Origin of the sequence: Streptomyces sp. NPDC008139, from assembly GCF_042957025.1 — a bacterium.
In the GTDB taxonomy this organism is placed as follows: domain Bacteria; phylum Actinomycetota; class Actinomycetes; order Streptomycetales; family Streptomycetaceae; genus Actinacidiphila.
The window spans coordinates 414,594-439,816 of sequence record NZ_JBIBHM010000007.1; the positions used below are offsets into that span (position 1 = coordinate 414,594).

The following is a 25,223-nucleotide window of genomic DNA, read 5'->3' on the forward strand; positions in this document are numbered from 1 at the left end:
GGGACCGGCCCCAGCGGGGCAGACGCTGTTGTTCATGGGCCGCGGGGTCCCTCGGGTGGGGGATGGCGGGTAGGGGAGGGGTGGGGAGAATGAGGGGGTGAGGGAAGCGGACCGCAGGGTGGGGGTGGGGGCGGCGGTGGCCGCGGCGGGCGCGGTGGGGGAGTGCGTCGCGCGGACGAGCGCCAGCGGGGTGAGCGGGAGGTTCGCCGCCGCGATGGTGCTGCTCGCGCTGGCGACGACGGTGCCGCTCGCGGTCGTACGGCAGAACCCCACCGCGGCGACGGTGACCGTGACGGCGGCGGCGACGGTGGCCGTGACACCGTTCCACGCCCTGACGGTGGGCGGCGCCTGCGCGCAGGCGGCGGTGCTGCACGAGCTGGGCCGCAGAGGCCCACCGGTGGCGGCGGCGGTGCTGGCCCTGCCGTACGTGGCGCTGACCCTGGCCCACGAGACGGCGGTTCTGACGCTGCTGCTCGCGGCGGCGGCCCCGGCGGCGGCCTGGTCGGGGATCGCGCGCCGGGCGCGGGACGAGGCCAAGGCGCACAGCGCGGTGCGGGAGCGGCTGACCGGATCGCTGGTCGAGCACACCGCGCGTGGCGAACGGGCCCGTATCGCACGGGAGTTGCACGACGTCGTGGCGCACCACATCTCGATGGTCGCGGTCCAGGCGGAAACGGCGCGGCTCACGACGCCGGGAATGCCGGAGGCGGGAGCCGCGAAGCTGTCGGCGATCGGCGACACGGCACGGTCGGCGCTGACCGAGATGCGGCGGCTGCTCGGCGTCCTGCGCGAGGACGCCGAAGCCGAGCCGCCGCGCGAGCCGCAACCCGGCCTGCTCCAGCTCAACGAGCTGCTGGACGAGGCACGCGACACCTCGGGCACGGGCGCGCGCCTCATCGTTCGCGGCGCGGCCCTGGAGCTGGACCCGGGCGTCGAGCTGGCCGCGTACCGCATCGTCCAGGAAGCCCTGACCAACGCCAGACGGCACGCCCCCGGCGCCGCCGTGGACGTCGAACTGCACTATGAAGAAGGGACGTTGGCGCTCCGCATCCGGGACAACGGACCGGGTCCGCCCCCCGCGTCACCGCCCGGCGGCGGCCTCGGCCTGCTCGGCATGCGCGAACGCGCGGCGGCCGTCGGCGGCGAGCTGCGCACCGGCCCCGCGTACGGCGGCGGGTTCCTCGTCGAGACGGTCCTGCCCGCCAACTCCGCCCCGGAGCAGCCCCGATGACCCCGGACCGGGCCACACCCCCACCCGCACCCGCACCCGCACCCGCACCCGCACCCGATGCCGCGCCCGTGCCGGACGCGATCCGTATCGTCGTGGCCGACGACCACCACGTCGTCCGCACCGGCTTCGCCGCCCTGCTCGACACGCAGCCCGGCTTCACCGTCGTCGGCACGGCGCGCGACGGAGCCGAGGCCGTACGCGTCTGCGCCGAACTGCGCCCGGACGTCGTCCTGATGGACGTACGGATGCCGACCATGGACGGCATCGAGGCGACCCGGCGGCTGGCCGCCCAGCCCGGCTCCGCGCAGGGCCCGCGCGTCCTCATCCTGACCACGTTCGACCTGGACGAGTACGTGTACGACGCCTTGCGCGCGGGCGCGAGCGGCTTTCTGCTCAAGGACGTCACCGCTGAGCGCCTGTTCGACGCGGTGCGGGTCGTCGCGGAGGGCCAGGCCCTGCTCGCCCCCACGGTCACCCGTCGGCTGATCAGCGAATTCGCCAACCGCCGCCCGGAGCACGGCGATTCGGGGCAAGGCGACCAGGAGCCGCCGAAGGCCCCGAGCGCGCACGCGGCCCTCGCCGCCCTCACCCCCCGCGAGACGCAGGTGCTGCGCCTGGTCGCGGAGGGCCTGTCCAACCCGGAGGTCGGCAAGCGGCTGCTGATCACCGAGGAGACGGTGAAGACCCATGTCAGCCGGGTGCTCATGAAGTTGGGGCTGCGCGACCGCACGCAGGCGGTCGTCGCCGCGTACGAGTCCGGGCTCGTGGTGCCCGGCGCGCGCGACCGAGCCTGACGCCCAGGGCCGGGCCCAGCCCGAGCCCGAGCCCGAGCCCGAGCCCCAGCCCCAGGACCGGGCCCACGCCAACGCCCACGTCCTCGCGCCCGAAGGCCGCCCGCCCGCACCTCCCCGCCCCCACCTCCCCGCACCCACGTTGTCCAGACCATTGCTGTCCTGTGCGCCGTCGTGTTAGAAACCGTTTGCACTTGAGCGGAAACACTCCCGATGCGCCCGGAGGTTCCCCTGACATGCCCCCGACCTGGTCTCGCCGCACCCTCATCCAGTCGCTGAGCGCCGCAGCCTGCGCCGTCCCCCTCGCGAATCTGCTGCCCGCGGTAACCGCTTACGCGGCAGCGACGGCCGACGCGACGACAGTGGCCGCCGATGCCTACGACACCCTGCGCGCCCGCTGGCGCACCCTCCTTCTCGGCACCGGCTTCGACCCGGCCGCCGCCCCCTACGCCGCCAAGCTCACCGCCCTCGGCGCCAACGCCCGTACGTACGCGGCGAGCATGGCCCCGGCCACCGGCTCGCTCTGGCCCGACTACCCCTTCCTGACCGCCTCGGCCGGCGTCACCAACAGCTACGCGCGGCTCAGCACGATGGCCCAGGCGTGGGCCCAGCCCGGCACCGGCTCCACCGCCGACCCCGCCCTGCTCGCCAAGGTCGTGACCGGCCTCGACCACCTCCACACGCAGGCGTACAACGCGACCCGGGCCACGTACGACAACTGGTGGGACTGGCAGATCGGCAGCCCGCGCCTGCTCCTGGACATCTGCGCCCTCGCCTACGACAGCGGCAGCCTCTCGGCGGACCGGATATCCGCCTGGACAGCGGCGGTTGACCACTTCGTGCCGGACTCGGCGGTCGCGTCGTACGCGGGTACGAGCACGGGCGCCAATCGCGTCGACCTGTGCCGGGTGCTGGCGCTGCGCGGGGTGATCGGCAAGAGCGACGCGAAGCTCGCGCTGGCCAGGGACGCGCTGTCGCCGGTGTTCCCGTACGTGACGACGGGCGACGGCTTCTACGCGGACGGGTCGTTCATCCAGCACACATGGGTGCCGTACACCGGGTCGTACGGGCAGGTGCTCATCGACGGGCTCGGACGGCTCTTCGCCCTGCTGGGCGGCTCCGGTTGGGCGGTGACCGACCCGAACCGGCAGCTCTTCCTCGACATGGTCGAGAAGGCGTACGCGCCGTGGATCTACAACGGCCTGCTGATGGACCCGGTGGTCGGCCGCGCCCAGAGCCGGGGCGTCTCGGCGGCCGACGCGCAGCACGTCAAGCAGGACGACCACCTGCGCGGCCACACCCTGCTGGCCAACATCGCGGTCCTCGCGCAAGGCGCGTCCGCCGCGGAACAGGCCCGCTGGAACGGCCTGTTGAAGGGCTGGATCGGCCGCGACGCCTTCAGCCCGGTGCTGTCCGATCCCCAACTCGGCGTCGCCGACCTGTCCCGGCTGAAGTCCGTCGCCGACGCCACGGGCACGGCGGCCGTCGCCGAACCCGTCGCGCACCGGCTGTTCGGCTCCATGGACCGTGCCGTGCACCGCCGTTCGGGCTGGGCGGCGGCGATCAGCATGTGCTCGGCGCGCACCACGTTCTACGAGACCGGCAACGGTGAGAATCTGCGGGGCTGGCACACCAACAACGGCATGCTGAGCTGGTGGGGTGCCGGCTTCGGCAACGGCCAGTACAGCGACGACTTCTGGCCCACCGTCAACCCGTACCGGCTGCCCGGCACCACCGTCTCGACGAAGCCGCTCGCCGACGCGTACGGCGGCGCGTGGGGTGCGGCGCGGCCGGACACGGTGTGGGCGGGCGGCGCCACGGACGGCGAATTCGCGGCGGTCGGGCAGTACGTGAAGGGCCTCGGCTCCACGATGCTCGGCAAGAAGTCGTGGTTCTGCCTGGACGACGCGATCGTCTGCCTCGGCGCCGGGATCAAGGCCACCGACGGCGTACGGATCGAGACCGTCATCGACAACCGCAACCTCGGCGCGAGCGGCACCCACGCCTTCACCGTCGACGGCACCGTCCAACCCGCCACCCTCGGCTGGACGAAGACCTTCACCGGCGCCAAGTGGGCCCAGCTCGCGGGCTTCGGCGGCTACGTCTTCCCCGGCGGCGCCACCTTCAGCGCCCTGCGCGAGGCCCGCACGGGCTCCTGGCACGACATCAACACCGGCGGCACGACGGACGCCGTCACCCGCCGCTACCTGACCACGTGGTACGACCACGGCGTCGACCCGACCGCCGGTACGTACGCCTATCTGCTCATGCCCGGCGCCACGACCACCGCGACCGCGGCCCGCGCCGCCGCCTCCTCCTGGCTCACCGTCCTCGCCAACAACGCTGCCCAGCAGGCGATTTCGGTTCCCACGCTGGGCGTGACCGCCGCCAACTTCTGGAACGCGGGGACCGTCGGCGCCCTCACCGTCACGGCACCGGCCGCCGTTCTCATCCGGGTGACCGGCTCCACCGCCACCGTGTCCGTCAGCGATCCCACGCACACCGGCACCGCCTTCGACCTGACCTGGTCCCGGGCGGTCACCGCGGTCACCGCCCACGACCCGACGGTGACGGTCGCCGCGACCGGGGCCGCTCTCCGGCTGACCGTCGCGCCGGGGAAGGCGGGGGCCTCTCACCACGCGACGGTCACGCTGGGGTAGCCGATCGCGCGAGGGCCCATCGCGTGCGGGCCGATCCCGTGCAGGGCCGATCCCGTGCAGGGCTGATCCCGTGCAGGGCTGATCCCGTGCAGGGCCGATCCCGTAAGGGCCCGTCCTCCGAGGGGCGCCGGAAAATGGGTCGAGCCCACGGCCCCCCATACGTAAGGTCACGCGGGTGACAGACACCCCCGAGACCATCGTCAGGGACGCGGTGGCGGCCGACGCCGCCGCCATCGCGCACGTCCACGTCACCTCGCGCGAGGTGACCATGCCGTACCTGCCGCCGCGCAAACGGACGGACGCCCAAGTGGAGGCGTGGGTGCGGGACATCGTGCTGCCCGGCTCGGCGGTGTGGGTGGCCGAGCAGGGCGGCACCGTCGTCGGCTACGCGTCCGTCGAGGACGGGGTCCTCGACGCCCTCTACCTCCTGGCGGAGGTGCGCCGCCAGGGCATCGGCAGCCGCCTCCTCGCGCGCGCCAAGGCGCACAGCCCCGGCGGCCTCACCCTCTTCGCCTTCCAGCGCAATACCGACGCCCGCGCCTTCTACGAGCACCACGGCTTCACGCTGGTCGACACCAACGACGGCTCCCGCAACATGGAGAAGGAGCCCGACCTCTCCATGCGCTGGCCGTAACCCCCTTTCCAGGGGCGGCGGGTGTCAGACCCCGGCCCTAGCATGCGACGCATGGGCATGATCGAGAACTACGCACGTCTGACACCCGCCGAACTCGACCGCGCAGTCCGGGAACCGGACTGGACGCAGGAGTTCGTCTTCGACCTGATGTACACCGAGTCGGAGGAGACCACGGGCGCGGGTCAGCCGCGCTGTCTCGACATCGACAAGGCGTGGGACGCCCTGGACTTCCTGTTCCGGCGGATCGAGTTCCCGCTCGACATCGTCCACGGCGGCCAGCCGATACCCGGCGCCGGCGACTGGGGCTACGGCCCGCCCCGTTACCTCACCCCCGACCAGGTCCGCACGGCCGCCGCCGCCCTGACCGCACTCCCGGGCGCCGCCCTCACCAAGGACCTCACCGAAGCGGAGGTCGAAGAGGGCGTCCTCTACCCGAGCGTCGAGGGCCAAGCGCTCGAAACGCTTGAATACGCGACCTACCACTACGAGGCCCTCGTCCCCTTCTTCCAAGCGGCAGCCACCGAAGGCGACGCGATAGCCCTCTGGCTCAGCTAGCCGCCCCCGGCGCCTCCAGCCCCTCACCCACCGCCCTCCCCACAGCCTCCGGCGGGGGCTCAGGGCAGGGGAGGGGGCGGGGTGAGCTGGGCTTCGGTGCGGGCCAGGCGGTGGGTGGTGCGGCGGGTGAAGGGGAGGGTCGTGAGGAGAAGGAGGGCGGCAAGGGCCAGGTAGATGGCGGCGAGGTCCTTGGCGGTGGGACCCCAGAGGAGCAGGGCGGTGCCCAGGGCGGCGAAGAGGGTGGCGAGGACGAGCGCCAGGCGGCGGGTGGTGCGGGCTGCCCGGCGTTGGCGGTGCAGGAGGAGGGTCATGGCGTGGCGGGCCGTGGGGTCGGAGGGGATGGCCTCCTTGCGCATGAGGCGGGCGGCCACGGCGACCTGCCGGGGGGTGAGCCCGGTCTCTGAGGCGATGTGCCGCCGGGCTCTCAGGTCTCGCCACGCAAACGCCAAGCCGCTGGCCATGCCGCCGACGACCGGGACGGTGGGGGCGGGCAGCCAGAACAGGCACACGGCGACGTAGAGCACGGCGGGCGCGAGGCGGACCCAAATGTTGTCGCGCCAGGGACGTTCGCGGTCCCAGTCCATCGAGGCGGGCCTATCCGTGTCCGGGCGCCCCGGCGGCAGGGCCGGGGCGCCCGGACAACAGGGTGCGGGTCAGGGCTTGATGACGACGGAGTGGACGAGCTTGTCCGCGAAGGTCTGCTTCTTGGCGTCCCAGGCGGGCCACAGGAAGCCGAGGTAGCAGGGCAGAGCGTCCAGGATGTGCAGCAGGCGCCGGCCGAAGGCCAGACCGAAGCCGAGGACCTGGCCGTCCGCCTCGCGCAGCGTGCGGGTGCCCACGATCTTCTTGCCCGGCGTCTGCCCGGTCGTACCCTCCATGTAGGAGAAGTAGATCGAACCGGCCAGGGCGACGACCGCGCCCAGCAGGGCCCCGGCCGTGCCGCCGATGCCGAAGCGCAGGATCGCGTACGGGACACCGAGGATGAGCGCGTCGAGGAGGTACGAACCCGCCCGCGCGCCCCAGTTGGCCAACGGGGGCATTCCGGTCGGCTGTTGGCCGTAGTTCGCGACGTCAGGCTGGCCGCCGCCGGGGTAGGACGGTATGGGTCCCTGCCCGTAAGGGCCGGGCTGGCCATAGGGGTTGGGCTGTTGCTGTCCCTGCGGGTTGTGCTCCCAGGGGCCGGACTGTCCGCCGTTGTTGCCGTCGTATGGAGGTGGCTGTCTGTCACTCATGCCGCCGAGTACACAGGGCCCACCGGCAGGAGACAACCCTCTACCTGCAACGATTGCGTACCGCTCGCCCAGCCGGGGCCGGTCAGCCGATCGGTTCGACGTACGTGGCGAGGTTGGCGAGCGAGGAGGCGATGCCGGTTTCGTGGTCGGCCTGGTCGATACCGGGCGGTACGTCGGTGGCGGTGACGGCGACCTCGGTGGCGTCGCCGGCGGCGTCGTCGGTGGGCGTGAGAGACCAGGTCATCGTCATGGTGCCCGCGTACAGAGGGTCGTCCGCCTCGAAGACGGCCTGCTGGACGACGCGGCGGTGCGGGACCAATTGCGTGAAGGCGACCGTGACGACGTCCGTCGCGTCCGAGGACTTGCCCGGGCTGTCGGCCGCGTCGAGATACGTGAGCACCATACGGAAGCCGCCGCCGGGGCGGGGGTCCCAGTGCTCGATCCGGCCGCGCATACCGTCCGGCGGCAGCCAGGCTTCGAGGGAGTCGCGGTCGATGAGGGCGCCGTAGATGGTCGCCGGCGGTGCCGCGATCACCCGGCTGGCGCGGTCGGTCCTACCCATGAGCCGAGTCTAGGACCGGAGCGGCGGCGCCCGCACTCACGCCGTGCGGGCGATCCGTCGGACGTGTCGCCCGATACGTCAGAGCGCGGGCTGCTGCGCGGCGGCGAACGTCACGAACGCCGACCACGCGGCGGGCGTGACGGTGAGCGCCGGGCCCTCGGGGTCCTTCGAGTCGCGGATGTGAATCGCCTGCGGATGCGCGGCGACCTCGACGCAGTTGCCGCCTTCGCTGCCGCTGTGTGAGGACTTGTGCCAGTCGCACGCGACCTCGACGCAGTTCCCGCCCTCATCGCTGCTGTACGAGGACTTGCGCCAGTCGTAGGCGAATTCGACGCAGTTCCCGCCCGCATCACTGCTGAAGCTGGACTTGACCCAGACGAGGTCGGGGGAGGGGCTTGGCCGTGCTGCGCGGTTCATCGGTCTCCTAGCAGATCGTCCATCAGGCTCATGCTCTCCTCGAGCGTGAGGGCCTGTGAACGCAGCATCCCATATTTCTGTTGGAGCAGAGCGACATCATCTGGATCATCGACCAGGACGCTCACGTGTTGACCTTCCAGGTATGCCAAGCGCTCGTGAGCGGGCGTTTCCAGCAGCACCATCGGACCTGCGAGCCCCGCGTGATTCTCACGGTCGGTTGGCATGATCTGGATGTTCAGAAAGGGGAGTTGGGCCAGCTCCCGCAGGTGTGCGATCTGGCGGTGCAACTCCCTGCGGCCGCCGATCGGCCGCCGCAGGATGGACTCCTCCAGGACGAATGTCATCATCGGCGGCCAGGGCAAGCGATCGAAGATGCTCTGCCGGGTCACTCGGTCGGCGACCTTCTCCTCAAGCTCGTCGGGGCTGAGCGGCGGGTACAGGTTGCCGAACACGGCTCGCGGGTAACCCTCGGTTTGGAGCAGGCCCGGCACGACCTGGTTCTCGTACGACATCAGGCTCAGCGCCAGCGGCTCCTCCTCCATGTAGTCCTGCGCGAACAGCGGATACCGCTCCGCCTGCGGGACTTCGGCGACGGCCACCTCCAGCGTCTGGCTCGTGCGGAGCAACTGGTCGAGCTGGCGGGCCAGCCGCAGGCCGAGCGGTCTGCGGCCCTGCTCGATCGATGCGATCTGGTCCAGGCTGAGGTTCACCTCGTCGGCGAGCCGCTGCTGCGACATACCGCTCGCACGCCTGAACTGGCCGACCGTGGCGCCGATGACGCGCCACGCTGAGTTTTTTCGTGGTCGCTTTCCGTAGGGCATGCGATCTCTATTTCCGTCCCAAACCCGCGCCACCCTCGTCCGGCTCGTACAGTCCGGTTGTACGGGTTCACGCGGGGTACGGTCCCGCGCCTCTTCTTCAGTAGCGGGCCGAAATCCACGGCCCCGCCGAGGCCGTCAACTGCCTCGGGGCGGTCCGGCTTGCCCTGGGGCCGACTACTTCCCGGCCGGAGGCCCGTACCACTGGAGTGCCTGGCCGGTAACGGCCGCGACGCACTCGAAGTCGCGGTCGCGGTGCAGGAGGGTGAGGCCCTGCAGTTCCGCTGTGGCGGCGACCACCAAGTCCACGGCGCCGGCGCTGCGGTGCTCTCCGCGTTCCGTGAGTAGGCCCTGCACCTGCCAGGCGCGGTCGTACGCGCGGTCGTCCACGGGCACCCAGCCGAACAGCATGCGCATGTCCGCGCTGGCTTGCGCACGGTCGGCGGCCGACCGTGCGCTGTAGAAGAACTCCAACTCGGTGATCGGGCAGGTGGCGATCAGACCGGCCGCTGCCGCTTGGTCCCAGCCGAACTGCTCCGCGTCGCCGCGCATGATCCGTGCGAGGGCGCTGGTGTCGATCAGAAACTGCGCCGCGCTCACCGCCGGTAGTTCCTCTTGTCCTCGAAGATCTCCAAGTCGAAGGCCTCGTTGGCGGCTTGGGCACGCAAACGCGTGAGGGCGAGCGCTCGTCTCCGGTTGTCCAAAACCTCACGCAGGGCTGTGTTGACGGTCTCTCTCTTCGTGCCCGTGCCAAGGGCCTGGGCCACATCGGCGAGCAGTTCGTCGTCCAGGTCGATCACGGTCCGGCTCATATGATGCACCTCCGGTGATATCAACTTAGGTGTCGAGTATATCTCGCTCGATATCGAAACGAGCCGGTGACGAACGGCACACGTACTGTCGGGTAACCCGGAGAGGGGCGCGGTCATAAGGTGAGCGGCGTACGGATGGGCGCGGGCGGGCTCATACGTGCGCGCACAGACGTAGGCTCCCCACCCTCGATCGATGAAACGGGAGATGGCATGCGCTCGGCGAAGGACTTCTTTCGGCCGTTGGCCGTGGGGGCACCGGCCCCCGTGCGGGAGGTGCCGTTCCGGCCCTCGCGGATGATCCACTTCTTTGATCCCGGCAACGAGAAGATGGCGGCGAAAGTGCCGACGCTCGCTCCGCAGGTCGACGTGCTGCTGGGGAATCTGGAGGACGCCGTACAGGCGGACCGCAAGGTGGCGGCGCGCGAGGGCCTGGTGGCGGTCGCGAAGGCGAACGACTTCGGCGACACGCAGTTGTGGACGCGGATCAACAGCCTGGACTCGCCCTGGGCGCTGGACGACCTGCTGACGCTGGTGACGGAGATCGGCGACCGGCTCGACGTCATCATGGTGCCGAAGGTGGAGGGCGCGGCGGACATCCACTACGTGGACCGGCTGCTGGCGCAGCTTGAGGCCAAGGCACACGTCGAACGGCCGATCCTGGTGCACGCGATCCTGGAGACGGCGACCGGCGTCGCCAATGTGGAGGAGATCGCGGGCGCGAGCCCCCGGATGCAGGGGCTGTCGCTCGGCCCGGCCGACCTCGCCGCGAGCCGCCGGATGAAGACCACCAGGGTCGGCGGGGGACACCCCGGCTACCTGGTGCGGGAGGACCCGAAGGGCGACGGCGCGCCCCGGGCGACGTACCAGCAGGACCTGTGGCACTACACGATCGCCCGAATGGTCGATGCCTGCGCGGCGCACGGGATTCTGCCGTACTACGGGCCCTTCGGGGACATCCAGGACGTGACGGCCTGCGAGGACCAGTTCCGCAACGCCTTCCTGCTCGGGTGCGTCGGCGCGTGGTCGCTGCACCCGGTGCAGATCGCCGTCGCGAAGCGGGTCTTCTCGCCCGCCCCCGAGGACGTGGCCTGGGCGCGCCGGGTGATCGACGCCATGGGCGACGGTACGGGCGCGGTGATGATCGACGGCAAGATGCAGGACGACGCCACGTACAAGCAGTGCCTGGTGGTGTCGGAACTGGCGGACGCCCTCGCCGCCCGCGACCCGGAGCTGGCCGACGCCTACGCGGCGGCGGAGAAGGCCGAGAAGGCCGACAAGGAGGACACCCGATGAACGACCGGACCACCCCCCGCCCCCGCCGCTCCGTCCTCTACATGCCCGGCGCCAACGACCGCGCCCTGGAGAAGGCCAAGACCCTCCCCACCGACGCCCTCATCCTCGACCTGGAGGACTCCGTCGCCCCCGACGCCAAGGCCGACGCCCGCAAGCGCGTCGCCGAGGCCGCGGCGAGCGGCGAGTACGGTTACCGCGAGGTGACCATCCGGGTCAACGCGCCCGGCACCCCCTGGCACGCCGACGACGTGAAGGCCGCGGCGGAAGCGGCCCCGGACGCCGTCGTCGTACCGAAGGTCGACTCCCCGGAGACCGTACGGGAGGTCGAGGCGGCCCTGGTGAGGGCCGGAGCCCCGGACCGCACCGCGATCTGGGCGATGATCGAGACACCGCGGGCCGTCTTCGCCGCCGCGGCCATCGCGGCGGCCTCCCCGCGGCTCACCGTCCTCGTCATGGGCACCAACGACCTCGCCAAGGAACTGCGCGCCGAGCACGTACCGGGCAGGGCCCCGCTGCTCACCGGTCTGTCGCTCGCCCTGCTCGCGGCCCGCGCCAGCGGCAAGGCCGTCTTGGACGGTGTCTACAACGACGTACGTGATCTGCCCGGCTTCGAAGCCGAGACCCGACAAGCCAGGCAGCTCGGCTTCGACGGCAAAACGCTGATCCACCCCACGCAGCTCGAACCGTGCAACCGGATCTTCGCCCCCGCGCAGGAGGAGATCGACAGGTCCCGCCGGATCGTCGAAGCCTTCGAAGAGGCCACGTCACAGGGGCGCGGCGTGGTCACCGTGGACGGCAGGATGATCGAGAATCTGCACGTGGAAGAGGCCCGCAGGGTCCTCGCCCTGGCCGAGGCGGTCGCCGGACGTTGACCCGAATGCCCGTCAAGGACGGGCAAAAAGCGACAAGAAGCGGGGCCCGGCCAGCGGGGGGTGGGGCCCCGCCCGCGTGCGCTTCTGTTGGGATCCACCATGAAGTGCGGACGGACACTGTACGAAGTAGATGGCCCGTTATTCGGTTCCCGCTCGTACTGTCGAGGCATGACCACATCGCAAGAGGTGCCTGCGGACGTGAACGACGCCCGCGGTCGCGTAGCCGATCTGCTCGCCATCCGCGAGCAGGTCCGTCGCGGGCCGAGCGAGCGGGCGACCGAGGCCCAGAAGGCCAAGGGCAAGCTCACCGCCCGCGAGCGGATCGATCTGCTGCTCGACGAGGACAGCTTCCGCGAGGTGGAACCGCTGCGGCGGCACCGTGCGGTCGGCTTCGGTCTCGAAGCCAAGCGGCCCTACACCGACGGCGTCATCACCGGCTGGGGCACCGTCCACGGCCGTACGGTCTTCGTCTACGCCCACGACTTCCGGATCTTCGGCGGCGCGCTCGGTGAAGCGCACGCCACCAAGATCCACAAGATCATGGACATGGCCATCTCGGCCGGCGCGCCCCTGATCTCCCTCAACGACGGTGCCGGAGCCCGCATTCAGGAGGGCGTCTCGGCGCTCGCCGGATACGGCGGCATCTTCCAGCGCAACACCAAGGCGTCGGGCGTGATCCCGCAGATCTCGGTGATGCTCGGCCCGTGCGCGGGCGGCGCGGCGTACAGCCCGGCGCTCACGGACTTCGTGTTCATGGTCCGCGAGACCTCGCAGATGTTCATCACCGGTCCCGATGTCGTCCAGGCCGTGACCGGCGAGAAGATCACGCAGAACGGGCTCGGCGGCGCGGACGTCCACTCCGAGGTCTCCGGCGTCTCGCACTTCGCGTACGACGACGAGCAGACCTGCCTCGAAGAGGTGCGCTACCTGCTCTCGCTGCTCCCGCAGAACAACCGCGAGAACCCGCCCGCCGTCGAGAGCCACGACCCGGCCGACCGGCGCGGCGACGTCCTGCTCGACCTGGTGCCGGCCGACGGCAGCCGCGGCTACGACATGCGCAAGGTCATCGAGGAGATCGTCGACGAGGGCGAGTTCCTGGAGATCCACGAGCGCTGGGCGACCAACATCATCTGCGCGCTGTCCCGGCTCGACGGCCAGGTGGTCGGCATCATCGCCAACCAGCCGATGTCGCTGGCCGGTGTGCTGGACATCGAGGCGTCCGAGAAGGCCGCCCGCTTCGTCCAGATGTGCGACGCCTTCAACATCCCGCTGGTCACGCTGCTGGACGTGCCGGGCTTCCTGCCCGGCGTCTCCCAGGAGCACGGCGGCATCATCCGGCACGGCGCGAAGCTGCTGTACGCGTACTGCAACGCCACCGTGCCGCGCATCTCGATCATCCTGCGCAAGGCGTACGGCGGCGCGTACATCGTCATGGACTCGCAGTCCATCGGCGCCGACCTGACCTACGCCTGGCCCACCAACGAGATCGCGGTGATGGGAGCCGAAGGCGCCGCCAACGTCATCTTCCGCCGCCAGATCGCGGAGGCCGACGACCCCGAGGCGATGCGGACGCGCATGGTCAAGGAGTACAAGGCCGAGCTGATGCACCCGTACTACGCGGCCGAGCGCGGCCTCGTCGACGACGTGATCGACCCCGCGGACACCCGCGCGGTGCTGATCAGCTCGCTGGCGATGCTCCGCACCAAGCACGCGGACCTGCCGTCGCGCAAGCACGGCAACCCGCCCCAGTAGTCATGGAGACCACCTTGAGCACTCCCGCCGATTCCCTCGTGCGCGTCGAGAAGGGGCACGCCGCTCCTGAGGAGCTGGCCGCGCTCACCGCCATCCTGCTGGCGCGTGCCGCCGCCGGTGACGCCCCCGAGGCCGCCGACTCCCCCAAGCGCCGCTCCACGGCCGGCTGGCGCCGCCTGGAGCGCACCCCCGGCTTCCGCGCCCCGCACTCCTGGCAGGGCTGAGCCGCACCTTCCACGGGCCGCCCGGCGCGACCCACGACGACTTCGGGCCCCACCGCGAAAGCGGTGGGGCCCGAAGCCGTTACGGGAGAGGGGACCCGGCGCCTACCGCAGCCGCGCCATCAGGGCGTGCTCGACCAGCGTGATGAGCGCGCTCTTGGCGTCGCCGCGATTGCGCGCGTCCGTCGTGATGATGGGGGCCTCGGGCCCGATCTGGAGGGCCTCGCGCACCTCCTCGGGACCGTACGGCTGGTGTCCGTCGAAGCCGTTGAGGGCGATGACGAACGGCAGGCCGCTGTTCTCGAAGTAGTCGACGGCAGGGAAGCAGTCCGCCAGGCGCCGCGTGTCGACCAGCACGATCGCGCCGATCGCGCCGCGCACGAGGTCGTCCCACATGAACCAGAAACGGTCCTGCCCCGGCGTGCCGAACAGATAGAGGATCAGATCCTCGTCGAGCGTGATGCGGCCGAAGTCCATCGCCACGGTCGTCGTGGTCTTGTCCGGCGCGTGCGTCAGATCGTCGATCCCGGCCGACGCGGACGTCATCACTGCTTCGGTGCGCAACGGATTGATCTCCGACACGGCCCCGACGAACGTGGTCTTGCCCACGCCGAACCCGCCGGCCACCACGATCTTCGCAGACGTGGTCGACCGGCGGACCGTATCGCCCCCGCTGGAGCCCCCGCTAGAGCTTCCGAAGTCCACTGAGCACCCTTTCAAGCAATGTCACGGCTGGCTGTCCGCCCGAGGACTCGTCGCCGCCGGGCTGGTGGATCTGGACCAGTCCGGCCTCAGCCAGGTCGGCCACGAGAATCCGGACCACACCGAGCGGAATCGTCAGCAGAGCGGAGATCTCCGCGATCGACTTGATCTCCCGGCAGAGCAGGCAGATCCGCTGGTGTTCCGGCAACTGCCCACGCAGTCGCTCGGGGTCGGCGGTGGTACTGACCAGCGCCTCTATGGCGAGCTGGTAACGCGGCCTGGTACGGCCGCCGGTCATCGCGTAAGGGCGGACGAGCCCGGAAGGGGCGGGGGGCCGCTTGCTCGCGTCGCCGCTCCCACCGCCGTTCCCGTAACTGCCGCCGCCCCCGTGACCGCCGCTGCCGCCGCCGTGGCGGGGGCCCTGCGGCGGCGCGTAGGGCTGGATACGCGGTTGCCGGTACTGCGGCTCGGGTTCCGGAGAGGGCGCCGAGGGGAAGTTGTAGGGGTTGAGGGGCGGCTGATGCTGGCTGCCGTACGGGTCTCCACCGGGGGACGTGCTCACGAGTCCTCCTCCTGATACGGCTGCGATCCCCCGTCCGAGTACCCGGCTGGTACTCGGACGACCGCTGCCCTTCGCTTTGTTGACGCTGTTCGAGCTAGTTGAGCAGGCTGCCCTGAAGCTCGGCCCGCAGGTCCGGGGTGAGGACGGTGCCCGCTCGGTCGACGAGCAGGGCCATTTCGTAGCCGACCAGGCCGATGTCGCACTCGGGGTGCGCCAGTACGGCCAGCGAGGATCCGTCGGAGACGGACATGATGAAGAGGAAGCCGCGCTCCATCTCCACCACGGTCTGGTTGACGGAGCCGCCCTCGAAGATGCGGGAGGCTCCGGCGGTGAGCGACGTCAGCCCGGAGGCGACGGCGGCGAGCTGGTCGGCGCGGTCGCGGGGGAATCCGTCGGACATCGCGAGCAGCAGGCCGTCGGCGGAGACCACCACCGTGTGGGACACCCCGGGGGTGTTGTCCACGAAGTTGGTGATCAACCAGTTCAGGTTCTGTGCCGCCTGGCTCATCGGACTCAACTAGCGCTCCTGGTTCTGGGGGCCGCCGAATGGGTGCTCGGTGGCCTGTCCGTTCGTATCAGTTCCAGCAGTGCGTCCCTTCTGGACGCCACGCCGCAGGTTACTCAACCTGCCGCGTACGTCCTCGGGGGCGCGGGAGACCTGTGGGCCGCCCTGCGGGGTCTGCGCCGCGGTACCCGGGACCAGATTGGCCTTGGGCACCCGTCGGGGCAGGCCCGAGGGGGTGACCCCGCCCGCCTTGGGCTCGCGGACCTGCTCGGCCCGGTGCCAGTTCTCGTCATTCGTCGACCGCCATTCGGTCGTCGGCTCCGGTTCCCGGTGCTGCCGGGGCTCTGGAGCCTCCTGAGCAGGCTGTTCCTGAGGTGGTTCCGGCCGCTGGCGGTCACGGCGCGGCAAACCCGCGTCCGTCAGCGAAGGGGAGCCTACGCTCTCGGACGGCCGCTGGGGGAGCGGCGGAGCGGATTCCGTTACGTCCGCCCGCGGCTCGGGCTCCTGCGGGGGCTCCGGAACCGGCCACTCCTGCGACGGTGCCTGGTAACCGGTGAACTCCGGCTGGAAGCTCTGGCCGTACGCGGGGTCGTAGGACTGGTCGAATCCCTGGTCGAAGCCCTGCGGGACGCCCTGGTCATAGCCCTGCTGGGCGCCCTGTCCGTACCCCGGCACCGCGCCGTCGTCGAAGGCCCGCGCGCTCTCGGGGAAGCCGTTCTGCTGGTAGCCCTGCTGCTCGTAACCGGACTGGAAGCCCTGCTCGTAGGTCTGCTGCTGATAGCCGGGGTCGAAGCTCGGGTCGTACGCGGGCTGCGCCTGCCGGCCCTGCTCCGGGTAGCCGTTCTGCTCCGCCTGCTCCGGGTAGCCGCCCTGCCCGGGGAAACCGTTCTGCTCCGGGAAGCCCGGCTCGTCGGCCTGCCGGTCCGACGTGGCCGCTTCGAGCTGGGCGCGGCGCTCCTCGCGGACCAGCGACCGGCCCACCGGGTCGAGCGTCGGCGCCGCCGTACCGTCGGCGGTCTCGTAGCGCGAGTCGTCGAAGCCCAGCTCGGCCGCGGTCGGCATGTGGCCGACGTCCTGCACCGACTGCTCGGGCACGATCCGCGAGACGGTGAAGTCGCGCTCGTCGTCCTCCGGCAGCAGGGCCTCGCCGCCACCGCCGTGGGTGATCGGCTCGGGCAGCATCACCAGCGAGGTCGTACCCGCCTGCTCGCCCGACGGCCTGAGCTGCACCCGGATGCCGTGCCGGTCGGACAGCCGCCCGACCACGAACAGGCCCATCCGCTTGGCGATCTCGACATCGACGGTCGGCGGGTCGGCCAGCTTGTGGTTGATGTCCGCGAAGTCCTCGGCGGTCAGGCCGATGCCCTTGTCGTGGATCTCCACCATCACCCGGCCGTCCGGCAGCCGGGTCGCGGTCACCCGTACCTTGGTCTGCGGCGAGGAGAACGTCGTCGCGTTCTCCAGCAGCTCGGCCAGCAGGTGCACCAGGTCGGTCACGGCGCTGCCGTGGATGTCCGTCTCCGGGATGCCGACCAGCTCTATACGGTCGTACGCCTCCACCTCGGACGCGGCGGCGCGGAGCACGTCGACCAGCGGAATCGGCTGATTCCACTGCCGGCCCGGCTCCTCACCCGCGAGGACCAGCAGATTCTCGCCGTTGCGGCGCATGCGGGTGGCGAGGTGGTCCATCTGGAAGAGGTGCTCGAGCTGGTCGGGGTCGGCCTCGTTGTTCTCCAGCTCGGTGATCAGGGTGAGCTGGCGCTGGATGAGGCCCTGGTTGCGCTGAGAGAGGTTGGTGAAGATCGCGTTGACGTTGCCCCGCAGCAGCGCCTGCTCCGCGGCGAGCCGCACGGCCTCGCGGTGCACCTGGTCGAAGGCGCGCGCGACCTCGCCGATCTCGTCCTGGCTGTTGATCGGGATCGGCGCCACGGTGGTGTCCACCCGGCCCGGGTCGGTCCGCGAGAGCTGGTCGACCATCGACGGCAACCGCGTCTCGGCGATCTCGAAGGCCGCGCCGCGCAGCCGCCGCATCGCCCGGCTCATCGAGCGGGCCATCATGCCCGCCACGATGAAGGCCAGGATCAGGGCCACGATCACGATCGCGGAGTTCACGATCGCGTCCCGCTTGGCGTTCGACGCGATCGTCGAGGCGTCGGCCGCGGCCTGGTCGGCCAGCGAGTTCTCGACCGTGTGGTACGCGTCGAAGGAGAGCGTGGAGGCGGCGAAGTACGACTCGGGCGTGATGCCCTCGGCGCGCAGCTGCGCGACGGTCTTCCCCGGCGTGGCGATCTCGGTGACCATCTTCGGCAGGTCCGGCGGTACGACGAACGCCGTGTGCGCGGCCTCCGCCTTGCGCTGCGCCTCGCCGATCAGGTCGGTGCCCTTCTTCTCCGCGGCGGCCTGCGCGTCCTTCAGCCGCTGCACGTCCGCGGCCGTACCGCTGCCGTTGTACTCCGCGACCGAGATGCCCTGGAGGTACTGGTACGAGCCCAGCGCGGTCTTCTGGAGGGCCAGCTCCTTGTCGGAGACCGGCTTCTGCACCAGGATGTGCGTGCCGATCGACCTGGTCAGGGACTCGGCGGCCTTGGCCAGTGACACCGCGTAGAGGGTGCGGCCGTAGGCGGTGACATTGCTGGTGCCGTAACCCAGCTCATTGTCCAGTTCCAACAGCGGGTGCTGGATCTTGACGTAGAACTCCTCGGTCTGCACCCCGGAGAGCTGACGGGTGTACGCGACCTTGCGGAGCGTGGCGAGCTGCGGCTCGACGGTCCTGAAGTTGGCCATCCGGCGCTTGAGCCCGGCCTCGTTCGGCATCTTGGCCGCGGCGGCGTCGAATTCGCGGGCCGCCTCGTCGGTGGCGGCACGGGCTGTGGAGACCGCCGCATCGTCACGCTTTCCGGCCAGCAGCGGAACCGCGGTGACATCACGTTCGTTGATCAGTGCGTGACTGTAGGTCGTGGCGGCGCGTACCAGATTCGCGGTACGTACGGCGTCGTCGGCCTGGTTCCAGGTGTCGACCGAGCTCTTGACCCGGAAGCCGCCGAAGACGAGGGCGACCAGGACCGGGATCAGCAGGATGACGTTGAGGCGGGTCGCGACCCGCCAGTTGCGCATGCTCAGCCGGGTGCCCGGGTCGTCCGGCGGCTCGGGAGCCGAGATGGCGGGTGCGCCCCCGGGACGTTGGGGCGGCGTGAAGTTCCCCCGCGGACCCTGAGCAGGGCCCGCTTCTGCTCGCCTCGTGTTCCTCACTGGACCAACAACCTCTCGGCGACGGCACGAACGAAGGCCGTTACTACTCTCGGGTTCTGCGAATTCCAGCACGTCATGTAGGCCCCAGCCAAACGTCCGGCATATGGGACGCGGCACAGTAACGGCGAAGATAAAACGGGCATAAGTAAAATCCCCCGTCAAACCATATGACAGATGTACGCGCTGCGACACCGGCTGAGCGCGAGCCGTGTTCGACGGCCGCCTAAACTCTCTCGAAATGTTATGAAGACGGGGACCGGCCGTGTCTCCTGACACAGCCGGTCCCCGTGGCTTGTTTTCACCAGCAACTCGCCGCTGGCGCCTGTCTGTTGAGCCTTCTTCCGAGCCTGCCCGCTACTTCAGCCGGGCAAGCAGCGCGTGCTCGACCAGCGTGATCAGCGCGCTCTTCGCCTCGCCGCGATGGCGGGCGTCGGTCGTGATGATGGGGGCCTCGGGCCCGATCTGGAGGGCCTCGCGCACCTCCTCCGGACGGTACGGCTGGTGTCCGTCGAAGCCGTTGAGGGCGATGACGAACGGCAGGCCGCTGTTCTCGAAGTAGTCGACGGCCGGGAAACAGTCCGCGAGCCTGCGGGTGTCCACCAGCACCACGGCGCCGATCGCACCGCGCACCAGGTCGTCCCACATGAACCAGAAACGGTCCTGGCCGGGCGTCCCGAACAGGTACAGGATCAGGTCGTCGTCCAGGGTGATACGGCCGAAGTCCATGGCCACCGTGGTGGTGGTCTTGTCCTGGACGTGGCTCAGGTCGTCGATCCCGGCCGAGGCCGAGGTCATCACGGCCTCGGTGCGCAGCGGGTTGATCTCCGACACGGCACCCACGAACGTGGTCTTGCCGACACCGAAGCCACCCGCCACCACGATCTTCGCAGACGTGGTGGACCGCACCGATTGCTGCGCGCCGTACGCCGGCTGCGGCTGCGGCCTAGAGCTTCCGAAGTCCACTGAGCACCCTCTCAAGCAGTGTCACATCAGGCTGGCCGCCCGCCTCGCCGCTGCCCGGCTGATGGATGGCGACCATGCCGGCCTCGGCGAGGTCGGCCACAAGAATCCTGGCCACACCGAGCGGGATGGCGAGCAGAGCGGAGATCTCCGCGACCGACTTGATCTCGCGCGTGAGATGGCAGATCCGCTGGTGTTCCGGCAGCAGCCCCGCGTACTGCCCCGGGTCGGCGGTTGTGCTGACCAGCGCCTCGATGGCGAGCTGGTAGCGGGGCCGAGTGCGGCCACCTGTCATGGCGTACGGCCGAACCAGCGGCTGATCGCCTTCCACCCCGTACGGCGCGTGGTGGGACGCGCCGTACGGGCCCGGCGAAGCGGGTGGCGGGGTCATGAGGGTCCTCCGTGTCCGGGCAGTGCTGTCGCGGTGCGGGAAGTACGGAAAAACATGGGGGGAGACGGATGGTTCAGTGCATGAGGCTGCCCTGGAGCTCTGCACGGAGATCCGGGGTGAGGACGGTGCCCGCTCGGTCGACGAGCAGGGCCATTTCGTAGCCGACCAGGCCGATGTCGCACTCGGGGTGCGCCAGCACGGCGATGGAGGAACCCTCGGAGACCGACATGATGAAGAGGAAGCCGCGCTCCATCTCCACCACGGTCTGATTGACCGCGCCGCCCTCGAAGATCCGGGACGCCCCGGCCGTGAGGGAGGTCAGCCCGGAGGCGACGGCGGCGAGCTGGTCGGCGCGGTCGCGGGGGAATCCGTCGGACATCGCGAGCAGCAGGCCGTCGGCGGAGACCACCACCGTGTGGGACACCCCGGGGGTGTTGTCCACGAAGTTGGTGATCAACCAGTTCAGGTTCTGTGCCGCCTGGCTCATCGCACTCAACTAACGCTCCTGATTCGTACCGAAACCACGGCCGTCGGTGTTGCCCCCGGCCTCGCGGCCCTGCTGGATACCACGGCGGAGGTTGGTCAGACGTCCGCGTACGTCGTCGGGTGCCCGCGAGATCTGCGGGCCGCCCTGCGGCGCTTGCTGCGGCGCCGCGCCACCGGCGACGAGGTTGGCCCTCGGCACCCGGCGCGGCAGCCCCGACGGAGTGACCCCGCCGGCCGAGGGTTCGCGGATCTGCTCGGCCCGCTGACGCAGCGCGTCGTTGGGCGAGGTCCGCCAGTTCGGGGTCTCCCTGGGCAGCGGCTGCGCCACCGGAGCGGCGGGCGCCTGGCCCTGGTACTGCGCCGAAGCGGGCACGGAGGCGGGCGGCGCCTGTACGGGCTGCTGCTGACCGCCGCCGGGGCGCTGGACGCCGTTCCCGTTGCCGTTCCCGCCGTTGCCGTTGCCGACACCGGGCGCCGTCGTGCCGGGGCGCTGCGGGCGGAACCGCTGCGGGGCCGCGGGCGGAGCCGTACGGCCCACCGGGCGGACCGGCGGGGCCTCCTGGCCGCGCGCGCTCTGCTCCACGTGGATCTGCTGCATCCGCTCGGCCTGGCCGGTACGGAACCAGTCCGACTCGATCGACGAGAAGATCGGCGTCGGCTCGTCCCCGCGGGTCGGGGCCGGGGGCAGCGCCATCGGCTCGGCGGGCTGCTGGGGCTGCTGCTGCTGAGGCTGCGGCGCCTGGGGCTGCTGCGGGCTCTGCATCGGCTGCTGGACCGGGTACTGACCGGTGTTGCCCTGCTGCGGCTGCTGCGGCTGCACGGGGAACTGCCCGGTCCCGTACGGGTCCTGGTACTGCTGCTGGTTCTGGTCGTAGCCCTGGCCGCCGTTGCCCTGCTGGGGGCCGCCGCGCTGCGGCAGACCCTGGCCGGGGAAGGCGTCGGGGCGCGGGCCGCTGGGGGGCGGGCCCTGGTACTGGTTGTTGCCGGGGAAGCCCTGCTGCTGACCGGGCTGACCGCCCTGTCCCTGCTGACCGCCCTGGCCCGGACGGCCCTGCGGCTGCTGGCCGGGCATCCGGAACTCGCCCGTGCCGTCGGGCTGCACGGCCGGGAACTGCGCCGTGTCGCCGGGACCGCCCTGACCCTGGCCGCCCTGCGGCTGGCCGGGCATCGCGAACTGGCCGGTGCTGTACGTCTCTTCGGGGCTGCGGGCACCGCGCTGCGGCAGGCCCGGGTTGGGGCCGCCCTGCACCGGGAACTGCCCGGTGTCGCTGTTGCCGCGACCGCCGCCCTGGTTGCCCTGGTTGCCGTGACCCTGGCTCTGGCCCTGGCCGCCCTGGCCGGTCGGTGCGAAGTCGTCGTCGCGGACCGGCGGGAACTGCGTGGTGTCAGCGGGGCCGTTCTGCCGCGGCGCGGGGCCCGAGCGACCGCCGAACACGTCGGAACGGAAGCCGGAGGGGCCGGTGCTCTGCGGCTGCGGCGGCGGGAACTGGCCCGGCTGCTGCTGACCGCTCTGCTGGCCACCTTGCTGACCGCCCTGCCGGCCGCCGAAGTTCTGGCCGCCCTGCTGACCGCCCTGACCGCCCTGGCCGAAGTCCTGACCGCCGCCCGGGGGACGGCCGAAGGCGCCACCGGGCTGCTGGAAGTCGCCGCGCGGGCCCTGTCCGGGAGCGTCGAAGGCGGAGGCCGCCTCGACGTCCTCGTGGCCACGCGGGGTGTCCTGGAGACCGCGGTCGTCGGGGAAGCCCTGCTGGCCGCCGTTCTGGTCCTGCGCCCAGCGCGGCGTGCCGCCCTGCTGCGGGGGACCGCCGGGACGTCCCGCTCCGGGGTTCAGCGCCGGACGCTGCTGGCCGCCCGCGACCGGGGTGCGCTGCGGCGGCCGGTTGACCGGCGCGGCGTTGGGCGAGTTGCCGAAGGCGCCGGCGATGCCGGAGCCCGCGGCGGCCGGGGGAGCGCCCGGGGGGCGCCCGCCGCCCATCTGGCCGATGTTCTTGGAGTTACGGCCGCCCTGCGTGACGTCCACGGGCAGCATGACCAGCGCGGTCGTACCGCCGGAGTCGGACGGGCGGAGCTGGATCCGGATGCCGTGCCGCAGGGACAGGCGGCCGACCACGAACAGACCCATGCGGCGGGAGACGGAGACGTCCACCGTCGGCGGATTCGCCAGCCGCTCGTTGATGTCCGCGAGGTCCTCGGGCGACAGGCCGATACCGGTGTCGTGGATCTCGATCAGCACCCGGCCGTCCGGCAGCGAGTGACCGGTGACCTTCACCTTGGTCTGCGGCGAGGAGAACGACGTCGCGTTCTCCAGCAGCTCGGCGAGCAGGTGGACGAGGTCGTTGACGATACGGCCGGTGACCTCGGCCGACGGTACCGACGTCAGTTCGATCCGCTCGTACTGCTCCACCTCGGACGCGGCGGCGCGGAGCACGTCGACCAGCGGGACCGGGCGGGTCCACCGGCGGCCCGGCTCCTCACCGGCGAGGACCAGCAGGTTCTCACCGTTACGGCGCATGCGGGTCGCGAGGTGGTCGAGCTTGAAGAGCGAGGAGAGCTGGTCCGGGTCGGCCTCGCGGGACTCCAGTTCGGAGATGAGCGAGAGCTGACGCTGGATGAGGCCCTGGCTGCGGCGCGAGAGGTTGGTGAACATCGCGTTGACGTTCCCTCGCAGGAGGGCCTGCTCGGCGGCGAGTCGTACGGCCTCGCTGTGGACCTCGTCGAAGGCCCGCGCCACCTGGCCGATCTCGTCGCGGCTGTTGATGCCGATCGATTCGACCGAGGTGTCGACGTCCTGCGGGTCGGTCTCGGAGAGCTGCTTGACCAGCTCGGGCAGCCGCTTCTGGGCCACGTCGTTGGCGGTCTGCTGGAGCCTGCGCAGCGACCGGATCATCGAGCGGGCCACGATGAAGGCGCCGACCACGGCGACGCCGAGGACCAGCAGGATGATCGCGCCGGAGATCAGCGCGGACTGCTTGGCCTCGCTCTGCAGCTTGAGGGCCTTCTGCTGCATCTCGTTGAGCAGCGACCGCTCGATCTGGCTCATCGCCTGGATCTTGGTCTTGGCCGCGTCGTCCCAGTCGAGGTACGAGCTGTCGATCTTGGTGATCGCGTTCTGCGAGGCGGCGATGCGCTGGCGCGTGGTGTCGTGCGCGCTGATCGTGAGGTTGCCGCCCTCGATCGGGGTCAGCAGCGCCGCGCTCTTGGGTCCGTAGATCTTCTGGAACCGGGTGAGCGCGGTGTCCTCGTTGGCTGCGCCGTACTTCACCGACTGGTAGTCGTTGGCGTTCAGCTTGCCGCCGGTGGCCAGCGCGGCGCTGATCACCGCGCGCTGGATCGACTCGTACTCCTTGGCGGAGGAGAAGGCCGCCAGCGCGCGGGTGCTCTGGATCATCTCGGGGTTGTTGGTCGCCTGCGCCATGTCCTGGGACAGCGAGAGCAGGGACTGCACCAGGTCGTCGTACTGCGAGACCGTCTGCGAGATGGTGGAGGTCGAGGTGTACGCCTCGTCGCGGATCTCCGCCAGGTTGGCGAGCTGCGTGCCGATCGCCAGCAGGGTGGCGCGGACGCCGGAGAAGACCGGGTCGCGCTCGGAGACGTTGTCGCTGGCGTTCAGATACTGCTTGTACTCGCGGTCGGTGGCCTGCCGGGAGGCCTCGACCGCGTCGTTGGTCTTGTCGCCGGACGACAGCGGTCCGGCCGAGCTGTCCCGTTCCTCCTGGAGCGCGGCGGCGAGCTGCGTCGCGTGCTCGGTGATGTCGGTCAGCGTCTTCATGTGCTCGAGCTGGTTGATGTTGTCCAGCGAGCTGTTGATGCGCATGCCACCCAGGACGGTGGCGGTGACCACCGGGAGGGCGAGCAGGGAGACGAGTCTGGTGCTGATGCGCCAGTTGCGCATGGCTATTCGGGGCCCCGGCTTGCCCGCGAGACCGGTGATCTTGCCCGCCTCGATGCCGCTGGGCGTGCTCGGTCGTCCGGTGGCAGCCGTCGTGCCCGGCGCAGTGCTCGCCGAGTCACCCGCCTGCTGCGGTGTCGGGCCGTTGCCGGTCCCGCCGGGCTGCTGCTCCGGGTCGCCCGCAGCGCCGCTGTCCCTCTTGAAACGTCCCTGCACTAGCGTCGCAACCTCTGGACCAGGCGTCCCCCGCGATGAAGCGGACAGGACGGTGTCGAGTCATGGGGGCTCAGGCCGCCCCGGGTTGCGAGGAGGCCGATTGATGCCCTTCACCACCGCTCGGTGCTCGAACGCGCCCCCTGCGCGCCGGCTCGATGTGATGCGGCGGTCCGGGGAATTCCAGCACAGTGCTGGATCTCCCAACAAGGGCCGTAGCCGACCTGTTGGAATCCGTTACTCGTCGCGTCGGGCCAAGCACTGAGTGTTGACATCTGATTTGGTGAAAGCGGGGGATTCCGGACCTAGTGCCCCCCTGTTCGCACGAGTCGCTCGCTGTCCCAGTCGGGTCGATGACGGCTGAATCGTACGACTGTGTGGGACTTGACCGGTTTGAGTCTGCCGGTCGGATGCGC

24 protein-coding genes are annotated in these 25,223 nt (G+C 70.7%); 9 read left to right on the forward strand and 15 right to left on the reverse strand.

What is annotated here, in order from left to right; genetic code table 11:
• Positions 1 to 97 precede the first annotated feature (97 nt).
• The 5 genes from ACFZBB_RS17415 to ACFZBB_RS17435 all read left to right on the forward strand — a co-directional run bounded on the left by ACFZBB_RS17415 (position 98) and on the right by ACFZBB_RS17435 (position 5,871).
• Positions 98 to 1,231: a histidine kinase gene (locus ACFZBB_RS17415; RefSeq protein WP_391122977.1), complete on the forward strand. Its 1,134-nt coding sequence runs from the start codon at positions 98 to 100 to the stop codon at positions 1,229 to 1,231.
• On the forward strand, positions 1,228 to 2,025 hold the full coding sequence (locus tag ACFZBB_RS17420; protein ID WP_391122981.1) for a response regulator: 798 nt from the start codon (positions 1,228 to 1,230) through the stop codon (positions 2,023 to 2,025). Before ACFZBB_RS17415 ends, ACFZBB_RS17420 begins: the two co-directional genes overlap by 4 nt.
• A 233-nt stretch (positions 2,026 to 2,258) precedes the next feature.
• Entirely contained in the window at positions 2,259 to 4,682 is a 2,424-nt protein-coding gene (locus tag ACFZBB_RS17425) for a polysaccharide lyase family 8 super-sandwich domain-containing protein (RefSeq protein ID WP_391122984.1), read from the forward strand.
• Between the two features lie 175 nt (positions 4,683 to 4,857).
• Entirely contained in the window at positions 4,858 to 5,316 is a 459-nt protein-coding gene (locus tag ACFZBB_RS17430; protein ID WP_391122987.1) for a GNAT family N-acetyltransferase, read from the forward strand.
• A gap of 51 nt (positions 5,317 to 5,367) precedes the next feature.
• Positions 5,368 to 5,871, forward strand: coding sequence for a DUF1877 family protein (locus ACFZBB_RS17435; protein ID WP_391122990.1), 504 nt, complete (start codon positions 5,368 to 5,370; stop codon positions 5,869 to 5,871).
• 59 nt (positions 5,872 to 5,930) lie between these two features.
• On the opposite strand, the gene ACFZBB_RS17440 is transcribed toward ACFZBB_RS17435, so the two are convergent.
• The 7 genes from ACFZBB_RS17440 to ACFZBB_RS17470 all read right to left on the reverse strand — a co-directional run bounded on the left by ACFZBB_RS17440 (position 5,931) and on the right by ACFZBB_RS17470 (position 9,712).
• Positions 5,931 to 6,455, reverse strand: coding sequence for a hypothetical protein (locus ACFZBB_RS17440; RefSeq protein ID WP_391122993.1), 525 nt, complete (start codon positions 6,453 to 6,455; stop codon positions 5,931 to 5,933).
• 69 nt (positions 6,456 to 6,524) lie between these two features.
• The gene (locus ACFZBB_RS17445; RefSeq protein ID WP_391122996.1) at positions 6,525 to 7,103 is read right to left on the reverse strand and encodes an RDD family protein; all 579 of its coding nucleotides are present in this window, start codon (positions 7,101 to 7,103) and stop codon (positions 6,525 to 6,527) included.
• 82 nt (positions 7,104 to 7,185) lie between these two features.
• Positions 7,186 to 7,665, reverse strand: coding sequence for an SRPBCC domain-containing protein (locus ACFZBB_RS17450; RefSeq protein WP_391122998.1), 480 nt, complete (start codon positions 7,663 to 7,665; stop codon positions 7,186 to 7,188).
• A 78-nt stretch (positions 7,666 to 7,743) separates the two neighbouring features.
• Positions 7,744 to 8,082 carry a DUF397 domain-containing protein gene (locus ACFZBB_RS17455; protein WP_391123001.1) on the reverse strand — a complete coding sequence of 113 codons (339 nt, stop codon included), beginning with the start codon at positions 8,080 to 8,082 and terminating at the stop codon, positions 7,744 to 7,746.
• On the reverse strand, positions 8,079 to 8,903 hold the full coding sequence (locus tag ACFZBB_RS17460; protein WP_391123004.1) for a Scr1 family TA system antitoxin-like transcriptional regulator: 825 nt from the start codon (positions 8,901 to 8,903) through the stop codon (positions 8,079 to 8,081). The genes ACFZBB_RS17455 and ACFZBB_RS17460 overlap by 4 nt, the downstream gene beginning before the upstream one ends.
• Before the next feature lie 174 nt (positions 8,904 to 9,077).
• The gene (locus ACFZBB_RS17465; RefSeq protein WP_391123007.1) at positions 9,078 to 9,500 is read right to left on the reverse strand and encodes a PIN domain-containing protein; all 423 of its coding nucleotides are present in this window, start codon (positions 9,498 to 9,500) and stop codon (positions 9,078 to 9,080) included.
• On the reverse strand, positions 9,497 to 9,712 hold the full coding sequence (locus ACFZBB_RS17470; protein WP_391123010.1) for a type II toxin-antitoxin system VapB family antitoxin: 216 nt from the start codon (positions 9,710 to 9,712) through the stop codon (positions 9,497 to 9,499). The genes ACFZBB_RS17465 and ACFZBB_RS17470 overlap by 4 nt, the downstream gene beginning before the upstream one ends.
• 210 nt (positions 9,713 to 9,922) lie before the next feature.
• Between ACFZBB_RS17470 and ACFZBB_RS17475 the strand changes: the two genes are divergently transcribed.
• The 4 genes from ACFZBB_RS17475 to ACFZBB_RS17490 all read left to right on the forward strand — a co-directional run bounded on the left by ACFZBB_RS17475 (position 9,923) and on the right by ACFZBB_RS17490 (position 13,853).
• Positions 9,923 to 11,005: an aldolase/citrate lyase family protein gene (locus tag ACFZBB_RS17475; RefSeq protein ID WP_391123013.1), complete on the forward strand. Its 1,083-nt coding sequence runs from the start codon at positions 9,923 to 9,925 to the stop codon at positions 11,003 to 11,005.
• Positions 11,002 to 11,877: an aldolase/citrate lyase family protein gene (locus ACFZBB_RS17480; protein ID WP_391123016.1), complete on the forward strand. Its 876-nt coding sequence runs from the start codon at positions 11,002 to 11,004 to the stop codon at positions 11,875 to 11,877. Before ACFZBB_RS17475 ends, ACFZBB_RS17480 begins: the two co-directional genes overlap by 4 nt.
• Positions 11,878 to 12,045: 168 nt before the next feature.
• The gene (locus ACFZBB_RS17485) at positions 12,046 to 13,629 is read left to right on the forward strand and encodes a carboxyl transferase domain-containing protein (RefSeq protein WP_391123018.1); all 1,584 of its coding nucleotides are present in this window, start codon (positions 12,046 to 12,048) and stop codon (positions 13,627 to 13,629) included.
• Between the two features lie 2 nt (positions 13,630 to 13,631).
• Positions 13,632 to 13,853 carry an acyl-CoA carboxylase epsilon subunit gene (locus ACFZBB_RS17490; protein ID WP_391123021.1) on the forward strand — a complete coding sequence of 74 codons (222 nt, stop codon included), beginning with the start codon at positions 13,632 to 13,634 and terminating at the stop codon, positions 13,851 to 13,853.
• Positions 13,854 to 13,955: 102 nt separating this feature from the next.
• Here ACFZBB_RS17490 and ACFZBB_RS17495 read toward each other — a convergent pair whose 3' ends face one another.
• From ACFZBB_RS17495 to ACFZBB_RS17530, 8 genes are all read right to left on the reverse strand, one after another.
• Positions 13,956 to 14,555 carry an ATP/GTP-binding protein gene (locus ACFZBB_RS17495; RefSeq protein WP_355349403.1) on the reverse strand — a complete coding sequence of 200 codons (600 nt, stop codon included), beginning with the start codon at positions 14,553 to 14,555 and terminating at the stop codon, positions 13,956 to 13,958.
• Positions 14,536 to 15,114 (reverse strand): DUF742 domain-containing protein, encoded by a 579-nt coding sequence (locus tag ACFZBB_RS17500; RefSeq protein ID WP_391123024.1) that lies wholly within the window; start codon positions 15,112 to 15,114, stop codon positions 14,536 to 14,538. Before ACFZBB_RS17500 ends, ACFZBB_RS17495 begins: the two co-directional genes overlap by 20 nt.
• Positions 15,115 to 15,208: 94 nt before the next feature.
• Positions 15,209 to 15,622, reverse strand: a complete 414-nt coding sequence (locus ACFZBB_RS17505) for a roadblock/LC7 domain-containing protein (protein WP_033173109.1) — start codon at positions 15,620 to 15,622, stop codon at positions 15,209 to 15,211.
• Between the two features lie 9 nt (positions 15,623 to 15,631).
• A complete protein-coding gene (locus ACFZBB_RS17510; protein ID WP_391123027.1) occupies positions 15,632 to 18,733 on the reverse strand; it encodes a nitrate- and nitrite sensing domain-containing protein in 3,102 nt (1,033 codons plus the stop codon).
• A gap of 489 nt (positions 18,734 to 19,222) precedes the next feature.
• The gene (locus ACFZBB_RS17515) at positions 19,223 to 19,831 is read right to left on the reverse strand and encodes an ATP/GTP-binding protein (protein ID WP_391050368.1); all 609 of its coding nucleotides are present in this window, start codon (positions 19,829 to 19,831) and stop codon (positions 19,223 to 19,225) included.
• Complete coding sequence (locus ACFZBB_RS17520; RefSeq protein WP_093717892.1) at positions 19,812 to 20,219, reverse strand: DUF742 domain-containing protein; 408 nt, start codon at positions 20,217 to 20,219, stop codon at positions 19,812 to 19,814. Before ACFZBB_RS17520 ends, ACFZBB_RS17515 begins: the two co-directional genes overlap by 20 nt.
• 73 nt (positions 20,220 to 20,292) lie before the next feature.
• Positions 20,293 to 20,706: a roadblock/LC7 domain-containing protein gene (locus ACFZBB_RS17525; RefSeq protein ID WP_317452960.1), complete on the reverse strand. Its 414-nt coding sequence runs from the start codon at positions 20,704 to 20,706 to the stop codon at positions 20,293 to 20,295.
• Positions 20,707 to 20,715: 9 nt separating this feature from the next.
• Positions 20,716 to 24,810 carry a nitrate- and nitrite sensing domain-containing protein gene (locus ACFZBB_RS17530; RefSeq protein ID WP_391123030.1) on the reverse strand — a complete coding sequence of 1,365 codons (4,095 nt, stop codon included), beginning with the start codon at positions 24,808 to 24,810 and terminating at the stop codon, positions 20,716 to 20,718.
• Positions 24,811 to 25,223: the final 413 nt, after the last annotated feature.

Bases quoted from the DNA above. Each gene is read 5' to 3' on its own strand.
- ACFZBB_RS17420 (WP_391122981.1), top strand. From the start codon at position 1,228: ATGACCCCGGACCGGGCCACACCCCCACCCGCACCCGCACCCGCACCC.
- ACFZBB_RS17425 (WP_391122984.1), top strand. From the start codon at position 2,259: ATGCCCCCGACCTGGTCTCGCCGCACCCTCATCCAGTCGCTGAGCGCC.
- ACFZBB_RS17435 (WP_391122990.1), top strand. From the start codon at position 5,368: ATGGGCATGATCGAGAACTACGCACGTCTGACACCCGCCGAACTCGAC.
- ACFZBB_RS17440 (WP_391122993.1), bottom strand. From the start codon at position 6,455: ATGGACTGGGACCGCGAACGTCCCTGGCGCGACAACATTTGGGTCCGC.
- ACFZBB_RS17445 (WP_391122996.1), bottom strand. From the start codon at position 7,103: ATGAGTGACAGACAGCCACCTCCATACGACGGCAACAACGGCGGACAG.
- ACFZBB_RS17450 (WP_391122998.1), bottom strand. From the start codon at position 7,665: ATGGGTAGGACCGACCGCGCCAGCCGGGTGATCGCGGCACCGCCGGCG.
- ACFZBB_RS17455 (WP_391123001.1), bottom strand. From the start codon at position 8,082: ATGAACCGCGCAGCACGGCCAAGCCCCTCCCCCGACCTCGTCTGGGTC.
- ACFZBB_RS17460 (WP_391123004.1), bottom strand. From the start codon at position 8,903: ATGCCCTACGGAAAGCGACCACGAAAAAACTCAGCGTGGCGCGTCATC.
- ACFZBB_RS17470 (WP_391123010.1), bottom strand. From the start codon at position 9,712: ATGAGCCGGACCGTGATCGACCTGGACGACGAACTGCTCGCCGATGTG.
- ACFZBB_RS17475 (WP_391123013.1), top strand. From the start codon at position 9,923: ATGCGCTCGGCGAAGGACTTCTTTCGGCCGTTGGCCGTGGGGGCACCG.
- ACFZBB_RS17480 (WP_391123016.1), top strand. From the start codon at position 11,002: ATGAACGACCGGACCACCCCCCGCCCCCGCCGCTCCGTCCTCTACATG.
- ACFZBB_RS17485 (WP_391123018.1), top strand. From the start codon at position 12,046: ATGACCACATCGCAAGAGGTGCCTGCGGACGTGAACGACGCCCGCGGT.
- ACFZBB_RS17490 (WP_391123021.1), top strand. From the start codon at position 13,632: ATGGAGACCACCTTGAGCACTCCCGCCGATTCCCTCGTGCGCGTCGAG.
- ACFZBB_RS17505 (WP_033173109.1), bottom strand. From the start codon at position 15,622: ATGAGCCAGGCGGCACAGAACCTGAACTGGTTGATCACCAACTTCGTG.
- ACFZBB_RS17510 (WP_391123027.1), bottom strand. From the start codon at position 18,733: ATGCGCAACTGGCGGGTCGCGACCCGCCTCAACGTCATCCTGCTGATC.
- ACFZBB_RS17520 (WP_093717892.1), bottom strand. From the start codon at position 20,219: ATGACCCCGCCACCCGCTTCGCCGGGCCCGTACGGCGCGTCCCACCAC.
- ACFZBB_RS17525 (WP_317452960.1), bottom strand. From the start codon at position 20,706: ATGAGCCAGGCGGCACAGAACCTGAACTGGTTGATCACCAACTTCGTG.